Below are 18,199 nucleotides of genomic sequence, written 5' to 3'. Positions count from 1 at the left end.
GCGGGACGCAACCCTTTGGAGGCAAATTTGTGCGCCACTGGCTGGCTCGTCCAGCAGTGCCGCCCTGGTTCATCACTTGGAAAATCCTCAGAGCGGATTTTCAAACGGCGGATTGCAGTTCCATTCCTAGATGCGAAGGGACGGCCGTGAGATCGGATGCAACCATCTCGCTTGAACGTCGGCGCTGGTTTCTGGGCGCTTCGGTCGGCCTGCGCGCAGAGACTGTCGACGGCGTCGTCATCGCAACTCGCGGACGCGGACTAGAAGCGGCTGTCGAGATCGTCAGTGAAGGTTTTGTCGAACTGCCGAAACCGATCGCCGTCACGCTGCGCCGACATCTGCAGGGAGAACCGCTCCCAATCGGCGAAAAGGTTGAGCTCTCGCGCCAGATCGCCGAGTTGCAAACCGTCGTCGTCGAACGTCTGCTGCACGAAGTCGATCTCGACCCAAGACAAGTCGCCGTCGGTCTGTCCGGCCCTACCGCCTGGCGACGGCTCGGCGAAACCTGGGCGCCCGAAACGATCGGCGCGCCGGAACTGGTCGCCGAAGCGACCGGCGTGACCGTGATCGACGCATTCGCCCAGCGCAACATCGCCGCTGGCGGAACCGGCGGTCCGCTCGACGCGCTTCCCCTCTGGCTCCTCTTTTCGCCGCCGCAGTGGTCCAGCGCAGGTCGCCCGACGATCGCGATTTCGTTTGACGAGACGGTCGACGCCTATTTCGTGCCGCCGCGCCGCGTCGGCGCCGAAATTCCGCCGATCTTTTGGTCTCCCGTAGCGCCTGGTCGCTTGCTGCAAGATCAGCTCGAACAAGTGCAATCGGCGACGCCAGGTAAAAGCCAGTTTGAAGCGGTGTTAAAAGCCTGGCGCGAAATTGACTCGCTCTATCAAACTCCAATTTGGCGACCTGATCTGTTTGACATGGAGCCATTTTTCCAAGCCGCCAATGGGCGCATCGACGCCGACCAAGGCGAAGCGCTCTTGCGACGTTTCTGGCAAGATCAGATCGCGCATGCGATCCAAGCCGACCTGCCGACATCGGCCGCCGTGCAGCGAATCGTCCTGCTGGGCGAGCCGCTTGGGGTCGAGGAAATCGCTGACAAGATCCGCCAGCGGACGGATATGATGGTCGAAACGACGCTGGACCTGGGCTGGAATCCCCGTATCATCGGCCCCGCCGTCGCGGCGCTGTTGGCCTTCGCATTTCTCGAACGCTTTCCGGCCGACGTCACCACGCTGACCGGCGCCAAAGCGGCCCGCGTCCTCGGCAGAGCGACGCCGGGAAGTCCCGCCAACTGGCAGTATTGTCTAGAACAACTCGCCACGGCGCCCTGCGGAAAAATGCCGCTTCGCAACGCGGTCTAGATCGCTTCTCGATTTCGAGTTCGGGCGCCAACCTTTCGGCCATTGTCGTCAGGCAGGCTTTGCGTAGAAATTCAAATAATTCACTTGACTGCCCGTGGATTTACTTGGATAGTCAACGAGTTGAGCTTCGTCCATTTTCTTTGTACGAACTCTCCGCACATTCCTATCCGCCCCTGAATGAAAGCCGAGGGAGCGAAAGTGGCGATCGGATTTTTCCTCTCCACTTGAACGGCAAGGTCTCGCAGCTCATCGCTATTCTTTTCGTTCAATTATCTCCTCATCCTATCGAGATAGATGTCCATGAAACGAAATGCATTTACCCTCGTCGAACTGCTGGTCGTCATCGCGATTATCGGCGTCTTGGTGGCCCTATTACTTCCGGCAGTTCAGCAGGCTCGTGAAGCGGCGCGACGCAGCGCCTGCCGCAACAATCTGAAGCAGTTGGGCCTGGCGATCCACAATTATGAAAATACCTTTCGCCAGTTTCCTCCAGGCGCGGTGCGAATCAGCTTCGAGAACGGCAGTAGCTATCGCATGCCGTTCGTGGCGCAGATTTTGTCCTTTATCGAGCAGGGCAACATCTATGACATCGTCAATTTCAAGCAATCTTGGTCGCATAGCTCGAACGCTGCGGCGTTGGAAGCTCCCATTCCGCTCTACCAGTGCCCCACCGATCCGACGTCTGGCCCGCAACTGATGCTGCCTGACGAAACGTTCGGCAACTATGGCTTGAACTGGGGAATGCACCGGTTTCTGGATATTGATGGCCAAGGTCCCAGCACGAACGAGCCCGGCGGCCAGACGAACCTGGCGTCGCCGTTTGGCAACAATTACGGCGCTAGGATCGCGGACATTCAGGACGGGACAAGCAATACGCTGGCGATGATGGAGATGCTGAAGGGAATCGGCGCCGGGGGAGTCGATCGACGCGGACGCATTTGGAATGAAGATTCTAACTGCTATCAAGTGATGACCAGACTCTCGCCGAACTCGGCTGCTCCCGACTATTGTGAGTCAGGCAAGTGCATCGATCATCCCGAATTCAACTTACCATACCAGCCGCCGCCGAATGCGACTGGGACCGGCCGCGGGCAAGCGTCTTTGGCCTCTCGCAGCCAGCACGCCGGCGGCGTTCAGGTCGCCCTCTGCGATGGCTCGGCGCGGTTCGTTAGCGAGACGATCGACCTGAACGCATGGCAGGCGCTGAGTACGCAATGGAATGGGGAAGTCGTGGAGGACTATTAGTCCCGACTTTTTTCGCTCGGACTTTCCGTTGCATCTCGGGACGCAAGCAGACGAACAGTGACTATATCCGCCAAGGACGCTAACAATGCGTGCGATCAATAGGTTAATTCATTTAGGCGCCGCTCGACGCAATTGGATTGCCCTGCTTTTATTGGGCGGGGTTCTCGGTTGCAGCGGCGGCGATAACCTCGATCGCCGCGAAGTCCGCGGAGCGGTGACGTACTCGGGAAAACCGGTCCAGGAGGGAACGATTACGCTGTTTCCAATAGACGCAGGGATGGTCGCCTCTGGCAAAATCGAAAACGGGCGATACGAGATACCACGCTACCAAGGACCAATTCCCGGCGAGTACCGCGTCGAGCTGACCGGACTGCAAGCGACGGGACGTATGATTCGGTTGGAGGAACCCGGCATGGCGCCGCAGGAAATCCCCGAAGTGAAATCGATCCTTCCCGCGAAATACAACGATCGTTCTGAATTGACGCTCACCATCGATCGCGAACAGCAAGTGACCGTCTCCGACTTCTTGCTGGAAGAGTAGTCTCTTCTTCGCAGCCCTGGCGGCTCCCTTTTTGAAGTACCGAGGCGCTTCAGAAGCGAAGAATCGAACGCAGCAGGAATCGACATCGCGTCGGACAAGTTGCAGCGCCCGAAGTAAGGAGCGGCTGGTATCCGCAGCCGCCGCACGAACCCCGACGAAGATTGTCTCTTGACGAAGCGCACGGAGTTCGGGTCGATTACAGGGTGAGGATAAACGCACAGATCACAAGATCTCGCTGGCCAACGATTGCTGACGAAGCGGTGGTTTGCTGCGCGCTTGCCCGAGATTTTTGACTTTCGTCATTCATTTGAGAAGTAACCCCGGGGTTGCGTCGCTTCGCGACTCCACCCCGGGCTCGCTTAGAACGCCTCTCTGGGTCTAAGAACCTGATGCTGACGCACGTTTTTAGACGGTGACCCGCGATGTTTCCTCCGCGGCCTGACCGTATTCCAGGCTTCTTGCGAGCCATTTCAAAACGGGCGTTACGGGCTACAAAAAAAACGTCGCGGTCCGGTCCACATTGTGAAACGAATCACGAAGGTCGAACCCGATCGTCAAAGGAAGCGCAAATCAACCTTGGGTGGATCTGGTCTAGTCCCATGAGCCGCCTAAAAAACGATGCGGTCCAGTCCATTCGCCCGCATAAAAAAAACGATCCGGTCCGGTCCTACCCTGTCCATTGGCGGATGAGGGCATTTCTCGATTAATTTGCCTTAGACATTAGGATGTAGTCATTCGACATCGACACTGTCTCTACGGCTGAATCTTGGTGCCGAGCACTTCCAGAAAGGCTCGCATCAGCGCGGGATGCGCCGGCCAGGCAGGCGCCGTCACGAGGTTGCCGTCGACATGCGCGTTGTCGAAACCTTCGCTCGCAGCGACGTACTGGCCGCCGGCCAACGTCACTTCGGGTCCCACGGCTGGGTAACAGCTGCACGATTTACCTTGCAGCACGCCGGCCGCGGCCAAGAGTTGCGGCCCATGGCAATGCGCGGCGATCGGCTTCTCGGCGGTAGCGAAATGCTGGACGATTTCGATCACCTGGGCGTTCAGACGCAGGTACTCCGGCGCACGTCCGCCGGGAATGAACAGCGCGTCATACGAGGCGAAATCGATCGAATCAAACGTCGCGTTGAGCGCGAAGTTGTGGCCCGGCTTCTCGGTGTAGGTCTGATCCCCCTCAAAGTCATGGATCGCGGTCTTGATGGACTCGCCTGACTTCTTACCGGGGCAAACCGCGTCGACCTGGTGTCCGACCATCAACAACGTTTGAAAGGGAACCATGACTTCGTAATCTTCCACGAAGTCGCCGACCAACATCAAAATCTTTTTCGCAGGCATGTTTACGTTGTTCTAGCGAGTATGAGGGGAGGGGTTATCGCTTGCTGATGATCAAGTTGCTGAAATCGCCCAGCGTATCAATGTCGGCGATCTCCTCAAAATCAATCTGCACGCCGAACTCTTGTTCGACCGCGGTGGCCAATTCGATCAACTCGAACGAGTCAGGCATCAAGTCTTCCGTCAAAGAGCTTTCGGGCTGAATTAACTCGGCCCGAATTTGCCGTCGCTCGGCAATTTGGTTTCGCAGCCAAGCAAACACGTCGGACGTTGGCGAGTCTGAGTCGCTCCCCATATGGCTCTCCCGCATTTTGAATCGAAAGAAACGTTTATCGACCGCGTCCTAAATATCGCATCGCCACCCAAGTCATCACGGTACCGATCATGATGCCGCTGGCCAAAGCGACCAAAACCGTGGGGAACTCGGTATGAGTAATGTGCGCGATAACTTCCATCGAAACTGACCCTAGAGAGGTTATTGAAGACTTCATTCAGGCCAGATTCTAGCAATCCAAGCATAGAATTGCCATGCGCCGCCAGGACGCGGACAGCCACTATCTTGCATCTCTCTACGGCCTTGCCGAGGGGCAATTCCAAAATAGTGGCAAGAAGGTTGAGTTTTCACAAGGGATAAACTGGGGAGTTTAGGTCTGGCTTGCCGATAAGCAAACCGTGCGGGCATGGAAAGCTAGCATTTGACGAGCAATCGTCAGGTTGTCGGGGACGGAGCGGATGAAACAATCCTGCGGGTCACGACTTGAATGCAGCGATGAACGAATCAACTCCCCTTTACTTATTGTTCTGCGAATCGGCCGAAAGCCCCTACGGCGGCACCTGGCGTTTCGTGCTGGAAGGCGTCGGCCAACAAGAGCGACTGGTCGCATCCGGTGAAGAAACCTGGCGCGATCGCGATCGCCTGGCGCTCTTGTCGGTTGTTCGCGGACTAGAGGCGCTGCCAGAGCCCTCTCGCGTGACGCTGCTCACTCCGTCGCGCTATGTCAGTCGCGGATTTCGATATGGGCTCTCGGTCTGGCGCGAGTCAGGCTTCCGCTGGGAGCGATTTGGGCGTTTGGCTCCCGTCCGCGACGCCGACCTTTGGCAGCGAGTTTCCCAAGCGATGCAATTTCACCGGGTGGATTGCCGCCCTTGGCGATTTGAGATGATCGAAGCCGAAGAAGCGGCGGAAAACAATCAGCCAGCCAGCAGAACTCATTTTAGCCAGCATCGCAAACGGCGCACGATTCGCATTGAAGAACAAGAACTTACAGCCGCCGCGGGCTGATTTTTATTCGCGGTTTACATCATTCCCCCCACTGAACACAACATCACGAGGAGAAGCGCGTGCGGACTAATGTTACACTAGATAACATGGGGGCTTTAATCGAATGCCGATCCGAGGATCCGTTCCGCATTCTCGGCCCGCACAAAGTTGATCACCGGGGTGAGCCTGCGATCGCCGTTCGAGCATATTTGCCCGAGTCGGAGCAAGCATGGGTTTTCCATCCAGGTCATAATAACTCTTTACCGATGCGGCGGATTCACCCGAGCGGTTTGTTCGAAGCGATTTGCCCAGAGGATGACGTCATGAAATCGGGACAGTATCAATTGCGCACCAGTGACCAGAGCGGCCAGATGAACTCAGTCCATGATCCCTACGCGTTTCCATCTTATTTCAGTGACTACGACCTTTACCTGCTGGGGGAAGGCGCGCACTGGAAATCGTACGACAAGCTGGGCGCGCAGATCCGCACCGTCAACGGCGTCACCGGCGTCAACTTCGCCGTCTGGGCGCCAAACGCCAAAAGCGTCGCCGTCGTCGGCCAGTTCAACAAATGGGATGGCCGCGTCAATCCGATGCGCAAGCTGGCCTCGAGCGGCATCTGGGAGATCTTCATCCCCGATCTGCAGCCGGGTGCGCAATACAAGTACCGCGTGAATCAACATGATCGGACCGTCGACAAATGCGATCCCTACGCATTCGCCGCCGAAGTTCCTCCACGGACTGCAAACATCGTCACCGACCTGTCGACCTATACGTGGAATGACGGCGACTACATGGAGAAGCGTCGCGAGCAGAACCAACTGGAACGTCCCGTTTCGGTCTACGAAGTCCATCTGGGTAGTTGGAAGTGGAACGCCGATTCTAAGAACGGCTGGTTCAACTATCGCGATCTGGCTCACCAATTGGTCGAGTATTGCCTACAGCAGAACTACACCCACATCGAACTGATGCCGATCTCTGAGCATCCGTTCACCGGCAGTTGGGGCTATCAAGCGGTCGGCTACTTCGCCGCGACCAGCCGTTACGGCACGCCGGAAGACTTCATGTACTTTGTCGACTATTGCCATCAGCATGGGCTGGGCGTGCTGATCGACTGGGTGCCGGCTCACTTCCCCAAAGACGATCACGGCCTGCGTCAGTTTGACGGCACTTCGCTGTACGAGCACGAAGATCCCCGCAAGGGCGAGCATCCCGACTGGGGAACGCTGATCTTTAACTATGGCCGCAACGAGGTCCGCAACTTCCTGACCTCGAACGCGCTGTTCTGGTTTGACAAGTTCCACATCGACGGACTGCGCGTCGACGCCGTCGCTTCGATGCTGTATCTCGACTACAGCCGCAAGCATGACGAATGGGTGCCGAACGAACATGGCGGACGCGAGAACATCGAAGCGATCTCGTTCCTCCGCGAGTTCAACGAGCAGTCGCATCTGCAATACCCAGGCGTGTTGACCATCGCCGAAGAGTCGACCTCTTTCGGCGGCGTTTCGCACCCGACCTCGGTCGGCGGTCTCGGCTTCAGCCTGAAGTGGAACATGGGCTGGATGAACGATACGCTCCGCTACATGCGGAAAGATCCGATCCACCGCAAGTTCCATCACGGCGAACTGACGTTTAGCTTGATCTATGCGTTCAGCGAAAACTTCTCGCTGCCGCTGTCGCATGACGAAGTCGTGCACGGCAAAGGCTCGCTGCTGGACCAGATGCCAGGCGACTTGTGGCAACGCTTCGCCAACCTGCGATTGCTCTATTCGTACATGTGGAGCCATCCCGGCAAGAAGCTGCTGTTCATGGGCGCCGACTTCGGTCAATGGAACGAATGGAACGCCGACGGTCAGCTGCAGTGGGATCTCCTCGAGTGGGAATCGCACAAAGGGATGCAGCAAATGGTCTCGGACCTGAACGCAATGTATCAGCACGAAGCGTCCCTCTACGAAGTCGACTTCAAGGGAGAAGGCTTTGAGTGGATCGACTGCGACAACTGGGAAGCCAGCGTCGCCGCCTTCATGCGAAAAGCGAAAGACCCCAACGATTTCACAATCGCGGTCTGCAACTTTACGCCGGTCGTTTATCACGACTACCGCATCGGCGTGCCGAAGGCAGGCTCGTATCGCGAGATCTTCAACTCCGACAACTCGCGCTACGCCGGCAGCAACGTGATCAACGTCGACGAACTCGATTCGGCTCCGATCGGCTGGAACGGCCGCGAGAACTCGATCTCGCTCAACGTCCCGCCGCTAGGCTGCGTGATCTTGAAGCCTTGCTAGGCGACGCGTGCGACCATGAGAAATGCGAAAGAGAGCCAGTCCTTGCGACTGGCTCTTTTTTTGTGCGCGCCGTTGTCATTTCTTCGTAGCCCGAAGCGCGCTTTTTTGAAGTTGCGCCATTTCCCGGTTGGCCGCGATAGCTCGGCTATCGGGGCGGCGCAGCCGTAAGAGGCATTGGCGCCAGGCTAGTAGTTAGCGGAGCTTTCACAACATCAAACAGGAAAACGCCTGCCGCTGATCGCCCGACCTCGGACCAATGCTTCTTGCCGACTTCGTCGGCCCCGATAGCGGAGCTATCCGGGCCAACCGGATGTGGTTTGGCAAAATAGCGCAACTTCAAAACTTGCGCTTCGGGCTACGAAGAGGAATATTCACAGGCGACTTCCAATAGCGCCACCTTCAACTACGGCGCAACAAAAAAAGAGCCTGCGATCACTCGCAGGCTCTTGCTTCTCACTCATGTGGCGAATCGGCGATCTATTCGTCAGCGATCGATTGCCATTCAACGTTGAACCGCTCAAACAAGTCTTCCTGGACTTGATTCCAGCGAACTTGCGAACGCATGCCTTCGAGGTACGCGACGCTAAACGGGAAGTCGCCGTTCATCTCCGCTTTCAGTTGATCACGAAGTTCGGCTTCGGTCTTTCGTTCGCCGGTGACCCGAGCGACATACCAGACCGTTTCGTCGGCGTTGGGCGCCACCACCGTGGCGCCAACCGGTGTGGCGAAGATTTTGTCGAGCGTCTTGAGACCGGTCTTCTCGACGCCAGGGATCTGAGCCGGGTTGTATTGGCCCGGCTGGCGAATCTCTTGGTAGTAGGTGATGTTGTCCGCGACAAGCACCGCGTCTTTGACCGGCACGACTTCGTTGAGCGGCGCGTCTCCCTGGGCCGAGGCGGCGATCTTTTCCGCTTCGGCTTCGGCCAACTTGGCCGCTTGTTGCAACTTCCAGGCTTCGACCACTTGGTCGCGAACCTGATCGAAGGTCGGCAAAAAGCCTTTTGATTCGTCGGTCTTCCAAAAGACGAACTGCTGATCGGCCGGCATTGAGAACATGCTGGACGACGACGCGCCAGGGAACTCTTGCGGACGATACAACGGCGATTTGTTGCCGAAGATGAAATCAACGAACCGTCGATCGTTACGCTGCAGACCGCCCTGTTGCGGGTTGTAGCTGAACTCGGCGTGCGTGATCTCACCGTACGGCGATTCCATCGCCGCGATGTAGTCCATCATCGGCATCTCGCCATACTCGACGCCGTGCTCTTGGGCGAGCTTCTTCAGATCGAGATCGTCAAACGGGTTCCCGTTTTGCTCGTCGGCGTAGAAGTAGTCGTCGTACTCACGCTGCAGAACGTCCGAGACTTTTTGCAGCGCGTCTTTCACGGCGGCTTGAGCCAACGGGCGAGCCAGCGAAGCTTTGATCTGATCTTTCACTTCTTCCAGCGGACGATACTCGACCGGCGCTTCTTCCATGGGCGACTCGTCCGTCGGCTTCGTCTCATCCATCGGAGCCGACATCTCTTCCATCGGCTTCGTTTCGGCCGGCGTCTCTTTCATCGGTTCCGCCGCCGGAGCAGCGTCGTCTGCCGGCTTTTCAGTCGCCGGCTTCTCTTCGGACGGTTTGTCTTCCGCCGGTTTCTCACCTTCTTCTTGGAAGGCGACCAGCATCACTTCCGAACCGCGTCCTAGCAGGCTCGATTCTTCCGCAGCCGGTTTTTCATCGGCGGGTTTCTCTTCTGCCGGAGCTTCCGGCGCCGGTTTCTCCTCCGCCGATTTTTCGGTCGCAGGGGGAGTTTCGGTCATCGTTTTTTCTTCCGCGGGAGCTTCCTTCGCCGGTTCTTCCATCTTGGCGGGTTCCGCGGCCGGCTTGTCTTCCGCCGGTTTCTCGGCAGCAGGCTCGGTTTTCATCGGCTCCGTCGACATCGGCTCCGTCGTCATCGGCTCGGTCGTCATCGGCTCGGTAGCGGCCGGCTGCTCTTCCATCGCCGGTTCAGTCGCTGGCACGCCCAGCGGCGTTTCGGCGGCGGGGTCCGCGACCGGTTTGCGGTAGCTGCTGTCTTTGTTTTTCTCGTAGTCGGCGGCGACTTGCTCGTCGGTGATCTTGGCCAGTTCGGCTTCCAGGAATTTTTCGTAATCGGCTTTCACGAAACCAACCGCCGCTTTGTCGAGTTGCAAGAATCCGGGCTCGCCGGTCAGCGGATTGCGGATCTGGTCGCGATATTGATTGAACAGTTTTTTCAGTTCGGCTTCGGTCGGTTTTTTCGTTACCTTCGCCAGGTAATCGGCCGTATTTACCGGGTACAGTTGCACGTCAAGCGTACGATTCAAGTTGCGATAGTTGATCCATGCCGACGCAGGCGTCGCCGTGCTAATCCCTTCCAGCAACAGTCGCTTGGTCTTTTGAACCAACAGCGTCCGCCGGAACATCTCAAACATCTGGTCGTAGGTAACGCGACCATCAGCGCCCTGGGCCTGATTGAGCAGTTCGGCGTATTGAACGTCCGAAATCACTCCGCCGGTCACCGAAGTCATGAATTCGCGAACCATGTCGTCGCTGATCGCGACCCCCAATCGCTCGCCTTCAAGCGAAAAGAGATGGTCCGAAATCACAACTTGCGTCGAAATTTCTTCTCGCATCGCGCCGCCGGGCGAATTGGGTCCCGATGGGGGTTGATAACGCAAGCCAGCGATCGGCGGAGCCGGCGGATTCGGAAATCCTCCCGCTTCTTGCGTTCGCGCCATCGCCATGCCGGTCACCAACGAAACCAGTGTGGCGTCCTGGCTCAATCGGTCAATTTCAGGTTTGGTTAGCGGTTGGCCATCGATTTTGACGACGACCTTATCAGCCGCTTCATAAGCGGCCCGTTGTGGGAAGAATTGTGAAACCACACCCCCGACGGTGAAGACGATCATCAGCAAGACGCCGAAGACAGCCAGCAGGGCTTTTTGGTTTTTACGGAAGAAATGAAACGGGTTGCGCATGGGTTCCAATCCTTAACACTGACGCATTTGGCGCCAGCGTCACCACTTGACATCGCGATACAAGACGCATTATTGGTTTGCAGCAGCATCTGCTCGCGGACGAATTCGACCGATTGTAGGGGGACGCGCCCTAAATTCAATCCCAGTCTCGCCTAGCGATGCACAAGTTGAACCGAATCCACCGGTCGCGCCAAAGGGAGAAGTCAAATCTTCTCGCCGGGCTCGACGCTGTTTTTTCGTAATTCGCCCCCCAAGTGCCGGGAATTTTGGATACCCGGATTTTAACGAATAACCAACTCCCGAATACGTAACTTAGGAAGACCACGCAATCTGTCAGATATGTAATGACGACAGACGCCTTGCGCCGCGTAAAGCCTTCCCCCACATTGAGAATGACACCCATGGCGAAAGCTGAAAAGCCCGCGAAGAACGCACTAGTAATCGTCGAATCACCGGCGAAAGCGCGGACGATCTCCAAATATCTGGGCGCCGGCTATACCGTCGAAGCGAGCATCGGTCACGTTCGCGACTTGCCGCATGGCGCCAAAGAACTGCCGGAGCAATATAAAAATGAAGAATGGAGCTATCTTGGCGTTAACGTCAACGAGAACTTCGATCCGGTCTACATCGTGCCGGCCGGCAAAAAAGCACAAGTCACCAAGCTGAAAAAGCTGCTGAAGGAAGCCGACGAGCTTTATCTCGCGACCGACGAAGACCGCGAGGGAGAAGCGATCAGCTGGCATTTACAAGAACTTTTGCAGCCTAAAGTTCCCGTTCATCGGCTGGTTTTTCACGAAATCACCAAAGAAGCGATCATGACGGCCCTCGCCAGCCCGCGTCAGATCGACGACGGCTTGGTTCGTGCGCAAGAAACGCGCCGGATTCTCGACCGTTTATATGGGTACGAAGTTTCGCCGCTCCTCTGGTACAAGGTCCGCCCACGTCTTTCGGCCGGTCGCGTGCAAAGCGTTGCGGTTCGCTTGATTGTCGAGCGTGAGCGCGAGCGGATGGCGTTCCACTCGGCCACCTATTGGGATCTGGTTGGTACGTTCATCGCTGACGGCAAAAAATTTAACGCCGTCCTGACCGAAGCGGACGGTCAAAAAATTCCGTCCGGCAAAGACTTCGACACGACCAACGGGAAGTTAAAAAACCCCGGCGTCATGCTGCTGCTTGACGAAGCCGGCGCCAACGGCCTGCTCGAGCGTCTGCAAAGTGCGCAGTTTTCGGTCGAAACGCTTGAAAACAAGCCGTACACCAACAAGCCGGCGGCCCCGTTCACCACGAGTACGCTGCAACAGGAAGCGAACCGCAAGCTGGGCTTCACCGCGCGGCATACGATGCGAATCGCGCAAAGCCTGTACGAAAACGGTCACATCACTTACATGCGTACCGACTCGACCAATCTGGCCGAGGTCGCGATCGATGCGGCCCGCGATCTGGTGAAAAGCGAATACGGCGCCGACTATCTGCCCGAGAAGCCGCGCGTCTATGCGTCGAAGGTGAAAAACGCCCAAGAAGCTCACGAAGCGATTCGTCCGGCCGGTCACCCGTTCCAAAAGCCCGAAGCGCTGAAGGGGACGCTTAATAACGACGAGTTCCGCTTGTTCGAGCTGATCTGGAAACGGACGATCGCCAGCCAAATGGCGGATGCCCGCGGTTTTCGCATCGCGATCACGCTGGCCGGCGGCGGCGCCAAGTTTTATGTGAGCGGCAAAACGATCGAATTCCCCGGATTTTTGCGAGCCTATGTCGAAGGCTCGGACGATCCCGACGCCGAACTCGCCGATCGTGAGACCTTGCTCCCTTCGATGAAGCAAGGCCAGCCGGTCGACAAAGACCTCTTTGAACCGAAGAGCCACACGACGCAGCCGCCGTCGCGATTCAGCGAAGCGTCGCTGACTCGCTCGCTCGAAGAAATGGGGATCGGTCGCCCGAGTACGTACGCTTCGATTATCGATACGATTCTCGATCGCGAATATGTCTTCAAAAAAGGGACGGCGCTCGCGCCGACCTGGCTGGGATTCGCCGTCGCGAAGCTGCTGGAAGAGCATCTTCCGAATTTGGTCGACTATCAATTTACCGCGAAGATGGAAGACGATCTCGACGCGATCAGCCGCGGCGAAGCCGAACAAAACGCCTACTTGAAAGAGTTCTACTTCGGCCATAACGAACATGGCTTAAAGGAGACGGTTCAGGCGAAAATCAAAGATGTTGACGCTCGCGTCGTGAACTCCATTTCGTTGGGCAAGCCGGAGAGCGGCGAGTTCCAAGACGATGTGGTCGTGCGCGTCGGTCGCTATGGGCCGTTCGTCGAACAAGGGGAACGTCGCGGCAGCATTCCGTCGGACCTGGCGCCGGACGAAGTGACGCTGACGAAGGCTCTGGAGCTGCTCGAAAAAGCGGCGCTCGGCGACGAACCGCTTGGTTCCGATCCCGAGACCGGGCGCCCTGTCTTTATCAAGACCGGCCGCTTTGGCGACTACGTCCAACTTGGCTTGCTGGAAGCGGACGAGGATTCGAAAGAAAAGCCGAAAAACGCTTCGTTAATGAAGGGGATGCAGGCCGGCGACGTCACGCTGGAAATCGCTTTGAAGCTCCTTTCGTTGCCGCGTGAAGTCGGCGTTCATCCCGAATCGAAAGAGCCGATCATCGCTCAGAACGGCCGTTTTGGCCCGTATATCAAGTGCGGCGCCGATACGCGTTCGCTCGGCGACGTCTCGCCGCTTGATGTGACGATGGAACAATCGATCACGCTGCTGTCGCAACCTAAGACCGGCGGACGCGGCCGTGCGGCGCCCAAAGAGCCGATCAAGACGTTCGACGCCTCGCCGGTCACCGAAGAGCCGATCAAGCTGTTAGAAGGTCGCTACGGGCCCTACCTGACCGATGGCCAGTCGAACGCGTCGCTCCCCAAGGGAGTCACAGTCGAAGAGGTGACCTTCGATCAGGCAGTGATCCTACTGGCCGAACGCGCTGCGAAATCGCCTCCCAAGAAGAAAAAGAAAGCGGCCAAAAAGAAGGCGACCGCCAAGACAGCGACCGCCAAAAAGGCCACGGCGAAAAAAGCAGCCAAGAAAAAGACGACCACGAAAAAAGCAACCAAAAAGAAATCGACTTCCGCCGGCGCTGAAGAAGCGAAACCGAAGAAAGAAAAGCCGATCAAGGATAAGTGGTAGAAGACAACTTGCTGACGCCGGCCGACTCGTGCAGCTGTTTCATTTCGGCATCCGTCAACGCGCGGTTGAAGACGGCCAGCCCGCCCATGCGTCCCTTGAGCGTTTCGCTCAGGATGCTGCCGACGGCGTAGCGAGCGCCGACGGTAAAGTCGGCCGGGCCGCTCGGCTTTGATTCCGCGTGTTTTTCGGCCTCGTAAGTGAATATTCCGCGGCCATGATAATAGGGATTCATGCCGCGTGAGCCGCCGTCGGGGCCTTCGCTGGTGAAGTAGCGGTCTTCGCGCCGGTCTTTTTTCGGATCGAGTTCACGCGCTTCCATCACGCCGTTGTAGTAAGCGCGGATGTATTGGCCGTCGTAGGTAAAGCCGAGCGTTACCCACTCTGCGGTTGGAACTTGCGAGACCGATGCGGCGTAGTCGGCGCACCAAGGAAAAGGAGATCCATCGGCGCGGCGCGTCACGCCCCCTTCGGCTGAAATATGGGGAACCAACTGACGACTTCCGCCATACGCCGGCATGTTCAACAAAATCGCGTACTGCCGGACCCCTTTGTCGTCCCCCTTCCCTTCTCCTTCATTCCAAATCCCGGCGATGGTGACTCCCTTCTTCATCTCGTCGAGTCGCACGACGGCGAACATCGAAACTTGGGCATAATTGCCATGGATGTCGAGCGCGCCTAGCTCCGCATGCGGAATGCGAAAATATTGCCTCCCTTGAAAATGCGCCGAGTAGCCTGAGTAAGGACCACCAGCGGCCCGCGCGACTTCGCCCCCTTCTTCCGCCAGCGGATGCTTCGCGTCGCCGCCGGTCGAAACTCGCGGCTGGCCCGGCTCTTCACCAAACGTCCAAAACGCGATCAGACCCGGCGTCTTTTCGACCACGCTGGCGTCGCCGGTAGGTTCGGCGGCGGATGCGGCGGAAAATTGGAGCAGCCATAGCAAGGACAAAACGGGAAACGTGCGTCGAGAGAATTGCATGATCAGAGGCTCGCCAAGGAACGTCAGAACTGAGGGGCTTCGCCGACTATAGTTTCCCTGCGCCGACCGAACAAGCAATCACCGTTGGCTCCACCGCCGTATGCCGTATTTTCTCGGCGTTTTGGGCGATCACGGCGCCATATGCAATTAGAAAATAACGCCGTGGATCTTTTCCGTTTTTTGCGGAAGATCCGTCTCGTCAAGCATCTCCTTTAAATTCTGTTCGATCGTGACGCTGATCGACGTCAACGGCGTATCGCTGGGGCGATTCTCAAACGGGTCTTCCGTTCGCTCGCCGATTTGATCGAGACTTAAAAAGATAAAGTTGATCAGCAATGCGAGCGGTATATTGAAGATGCCGAGCACTTCGACAAATGCGAACGGAACCAAGGTTCCGTGCAAAAAGACAAACACGCGGGAAAAGAAACTATAGGCCCTGGGGAACGGCGTATTCTTGATTCTCTCGCTCTTCCCCTGATGATTGTTGAACTCGGTCAGCGTCTGAGAAAGCTGGACGAACCGGTAATCGGAAAGCCAACCCCTGCGGTGCGCCTCCAAAAGTTCGCGTCCTTGAATCATCAGCAGATAGTTCGGCGGGTTTTCTTTGCTCAACACCTCTTCCGCTTCGGCAGCAGACAGAAAAGGACGAATATCGTCATAGGTGTTGGACGTTTCGATCCACTGTTCGTCGATGTTGTTATACTCATGTCGCCCCCGCAAGAAGACCCGCAACGCATGTACGAAGGCAATATGCCGATAGATCAGGCGATGCCGCCAGGCGTCGAGTTCTCCACTCGGATCTCCTTCTACGGCGAAACTTAGGGTGAGTATCTCACGCCCCCAGGCGCGACTATAGTTGACCAGCAGCCCCCAGATCTTGCGGGCCTCCCACCATCGATCGTAGGCGCTATTGTTCTTGAAACCTAGGAAGATCGCCAAAGCCGTACTCAGCAGCGCGACCGCATTGAAAGGGACGCTGAGGTCGTCGATTTCAAGTTCGTGATGTAAAAAATAGACCAACACCGAGAGCACAGCGTAGTAGAGGATGCTCTTCCATGTGTAGAAGAGCACCTGACCAAATTTGAGATTTCGATTGACAATCATGATTGAAAATAGCCGGTCGCAAGGCAATCTCAGACGCACAAAGCAAACGAGATGTTCGCACAATACGGCGATTTTTGAAAGCATCGCCAATCGAAATGCATTGATTTTCTTTCCCGCGACTGCTGGCCTGCGACCAGCGAGTTCGGGCTTTCGCGTCGCTTGTGCTGCGAATGGTCCTTTGCAGCGTATCCGCCATGCCTGAAACGCCTTAGACGTTCGCTGAAGGGATATACTTGTCGAGAACCTAGGCCCTAGGGCTGCACTGCTCCCAGAGTTTTCCGACCTCGCATGCGGATCGGTCACAGAGTGGTTTTAGAACCGTGAGAAGGCCGGTTCAATCCGAGAGCAAGCATCGACCGGCCGACTCCGCAAAGCCAACGGCACGTCGAACGACTCGCAAGCAGCGCGACTTCCAGTGTCGACTTCTAATCGGTCTAAAACGGGCGCAAACGGCAAGTCGTCCCACGACGGCGAGCACGTCTCACCAGAGCTCTCTTGCCTAGGCCTTCACCAACCTCTTTTCGCTGGCGATTCGCTGCTTCGAGTCGGCTTGAGTCGTCGTCTGCAGCACGTTGGATCGATGCCGCCAGCCGCATCTGCGCGAGATGCGGCGCAATGGACATTGAAGAATTGCCGGTCATCATCCGGAACGGCCAAGCAATCTTCGCTTTACTTGAGATCGAAATCGGCCGTATTCTCCCCTTCGGTGACGGTCGTCTCTAATTTGGAATCCTTGTTGAACTTCGCCGGAATGGACTCTTTCATCATGGGTTCGCCAGTGCTTTCGTCTCGCCCTGATTCGACAAGGTGCGAAACCTTCACCGTTTTTTTACCGACGGTCACCATAAGCGAGTACTGACCATCATGAATCTCTACTGACGCCGGCGGCACTCCGCGAGCCGCGTCCTCCGTAGAGCTGAACATGATTCGACCTTCCGCCAGCGGTTTTCCGTCAAGCGTCACCGTCCCCGAAACCTGATGCCGCGGATCGACGGTGCGTTCCTCCGCACTACACCCCAGTGACAATGAAACCAGAAAGCAAACGACCAGACAAACGTATCGCATGGTGAATTCCTGTCAGAATAAATGAGCGTTGGAGCGCAAAGAGATACGTCGGCGACACCCTCCACGACAAATGCCGCTCGAGCATGCTTCCATCAAGAGGACGCCGCCACACAGCGCGTCCTCTTCGCGAACAAGAGAATCCTAAGGCCGTGCTACGGCAAGCTGACAACCAAGCCGTCATTGCGGACGCCCAGCTTTCCGAAGGTCAGCAAATCAATCGTCGACGGCAGGAAGTGGACCGAGCCGTCAACAAACAACGCGCTGACGCCGCCTGGGTGATTGGAGCGGAGCGGAGCATTGTTGCCATAATTGGCGCAAACGCCGTCCGTTGCACAATCGCTAGTGTAGGGCTCGATCTGATTGATCGGGTAGCGAAGCGACGTGGTATTGAAGCAGCGCGAGTCCGTAGAGTTCGGCAGCGCGGTCTTGTTGTTATTCGTACCGGTCGTTCCCATATTGAAGCCGTACTGCGTGCTGCGATAGTCGACCTTGGAGCCGGAGTTGTTTTTGAGCCATGCGCCAACTTCGCTGACCGCCATGGTGTTGCTGCTTCCATCGGTCACATGGGCGAAATTTGTGCGACTGTGGTAATACAGCACGCCGTTCATCGCAGCGTTCCCGACGGTGGTCTCATTCTCCGTCGCACCGGTCACGCCCGCAAAGTCATTCACCACGCCGGCGATCGAGATGTAATCCGCGATCATCGTATGTCGGTCGTCCGTGCTGACTTCGAGTGACAACGAAGCGGAAGGACATTCGTAAATCTTGAATACCGGACTTCCAGCATCGGTTCCCATCGCATCGCTAACCGACCCTTCGCTCCAACTTTGGCTGAAATCGATCTTGTCGTAGA

14 protein-coding genes are annotated in these 18,199 nt (G+C 56.9%); 6 read left to right on the top strand and 8 right to left on the bottom strand.

Annotated features, from left to right (window positions below; genetic code table 11):
* The first annotated feature begins 146 nt into the window (after positions 1-146).
* From DSM3645_RS18525 to DSM3645_RS28615, 3 genes are all read left to right on the top strand, one after another.
* The gene (locus DSM3645_RS18525) at positions 147-1,364 is read left to right on the top strand and encodes an anhydro-N-acetylmuramic acid kinase (RefSeq protein ID WP_002653815.1); all 1,218 of its coding nucleotides are present in this window, start codon (positions 147-149) and stop codon (positions 1,362-1,364) included.
* Between the two features lie 300 nt (positions 1,365-1,664).
* Entirely contained in the window at positions 1,665-2,609 is a 945-nt protein-coding gene (locus tag DSM3645_RS18515) for a DUF1559 domain-containing protein (RefSeq protein WP_002653813.1), read from the top strand.
* Positions 2,610-2,694: 85 nt separating this feature from the next.
* Positions 2,695-3,150, top strand: a complete 456-nt coding sequence (locus DSM3645_RS28615) for a hypothetical protein (RefSeq protein WP_002653812.1) — start codon at positions 2,695-2,697, stop codon at positions 3,148-3,150.
* A gap of 753 nt (positions 3,151-3,903) precedes the next feature.
* Here DSM3645_RS28615 and DSM3645_RS18505 read toward each other — a convergent pair.
* Genes DSM3645_RS18505 through DSM3645_RS31645 form a run of 3 tightly spaced genes read right to left on the bottom strand, consistent with a single transcriptional unit; the run spans position 3,904 to position 4,943 of the window.
* Positions 3,904-4,491: a DJ-1/PfpI family protein gene (locus DSM3645_RS18505; RefSeq protein WP_002653810.1), complete on the bottom strand. Its 588-nt coding sequence runs from the start codon at positions 4,489-4,491 to the stop codon at positions 3,904-3,906.
* 34 nt (positions 4,492-4,525) lie between these two features.
* Positions 4,526-4,783, bottom strand: a complete 258-nt coding sequence (locus tag DSM3645_RS18500; RefSeq protein WP_002653809.1) for an acyl carrier protein — start codon at positions 4,781-4,783, stop codon at positions 4,526-4,528.
* 34 nt (positions 4,784-4,817) lie between these two features.
* On the bottom strand, positions 4,818-4,943 hold the full coding sequence (locus tag DSM3645_RS31645) for a hypothetical protein (RefSeq protein WP_002653808.1): 126 nt from the start codon (positions 4,941-4,943) through the stop codon (positions 4,818-4,820).
* 314 nt (positions 4,944-5,257) lie between these two features.
* Between DSM3645_RS31645 and DSM3645_RS18495 the strand changes: the two genes are divergently transcribed.
* Both DSM3645_RS18495 and glgB read left to right on the top strand, forming a co-directional pair.
* Positions 5,258-5,770 (top strand): RNase H family protein, encoded by a 513-nt coding sequence (locus DSM3645_RS18495; protein ID WP_002653807.1) that lies wholly within the window; start codon positions 5,258-5,260, stop codon positions 5,768-5,770.
* 59 nt (positions 5,771-5,829) lie between these two features.
* On the top strand, positions 5,830-8,037 hold the full coding sequence (gene glgB, locus DSM3645_RS18490; protein WP_040351966.1) for a 1,4-alpha-glucan branching protein GlgB: 2,208 nt from the start codon (positions 5,830-5,832) through the stop codon (positions 8,035-8,037).
* Positions 8,038-8,514: 477 nt separating this feature from the next.
* Here glgB and DSM3645_RS18485 read toward each other — a convergent pair whose 3' ends face one another.
* A complete protein-coding gene (locus tag DSM3645_RS18485) occupies positions 8,515-11,022 on the bottom strand; it encodes a hypothetical protein (protein ID WP_040351965.1) in 2,508 nt (835 codons plus the stop codon).
* A gap of 401 nt (positions 11,023-11,423) precedes the next feature.
* Between DSM3645_RS18485 and topA the strand changes: the two genes are divergently transcribed.
* Entirely contained in the window at positions 11,424-14,201 is a 2,778-nt protein-coding gene (gene topA / locus DSM3645_RS18480; RefSeq protein WP_002653803.1) for a type I DNA topoisomerase, read from the top strand.
* On the opposite strand, the gene DSM3645_RS18475 is transcribed toward topA, so the two are convergent.
* The 4 genes from DSM3645_RS18475 to DSM3645_RS18455 form a co-directional block, all read right to left on the bottom strand.
* The gene (locus tag DSM3645_RS18475; protein ID WP_002653802.1) at positions 14,185-15,177 is read right to left on the bottom strand and encodes a hypothetical protein; all 993 of its coding nucleotides are present in this window, start codon (positions 15,175-15,177) and stop codon (positions 14,185-14,187) included. The two genes, topA and DSM3645_RS18475, sit on opposite strands and share 17 nt — an antisense overlap.
* Before the next feature lie 147 nt (positions 15,178-15,324).
* Positions 15,325-16,281: a bestrophin family protein gene (locus DSM3645_RS18470; RefSeq protein WP_002653801.1), complete on the bottom strand. Its 957-nt coding sequence runs from the start codon at positions 16,279-16,281 to the stop codon at positions 15,325-15,327.
* 669 nt (positions 16,282-16,950) lie between these two features.
* A complete protein-coding gene (locus tag DSM3645_RS18460) occupies positions 16,951-17,346 on the bottom strand; it encodes a hypothetical protein (RefSeq protein WP_002653799.1) in 396 nt (131 codons plus the stop codon).
* A gap of 152 nt (positions 17,347-17,498) precedes the next feature.
* Positions 17,499-18,199, bottom strand: a 701-nt coding sequence (locus DSM3645_RS18455) for a DUF1559 family PulG-like putative transporter (RefSeq protein WP_002653798.1), incomplete at its 5' end; no start/stop codon positions are given.

It is taken from the genome of Blastopirellula marina DSM 3645, from assembly GCF_000153105.1.
Taxonomy (GTDB): domain Bacteria; phylum Planctomycetota; class Planctomycetia; order Pirellulales; family Pirellulaceae; genus Blastopirellula; species Blastopirellula marina.
This window is presented reverse-complemented; position numbering and strand designations above follow the sequence as displayed.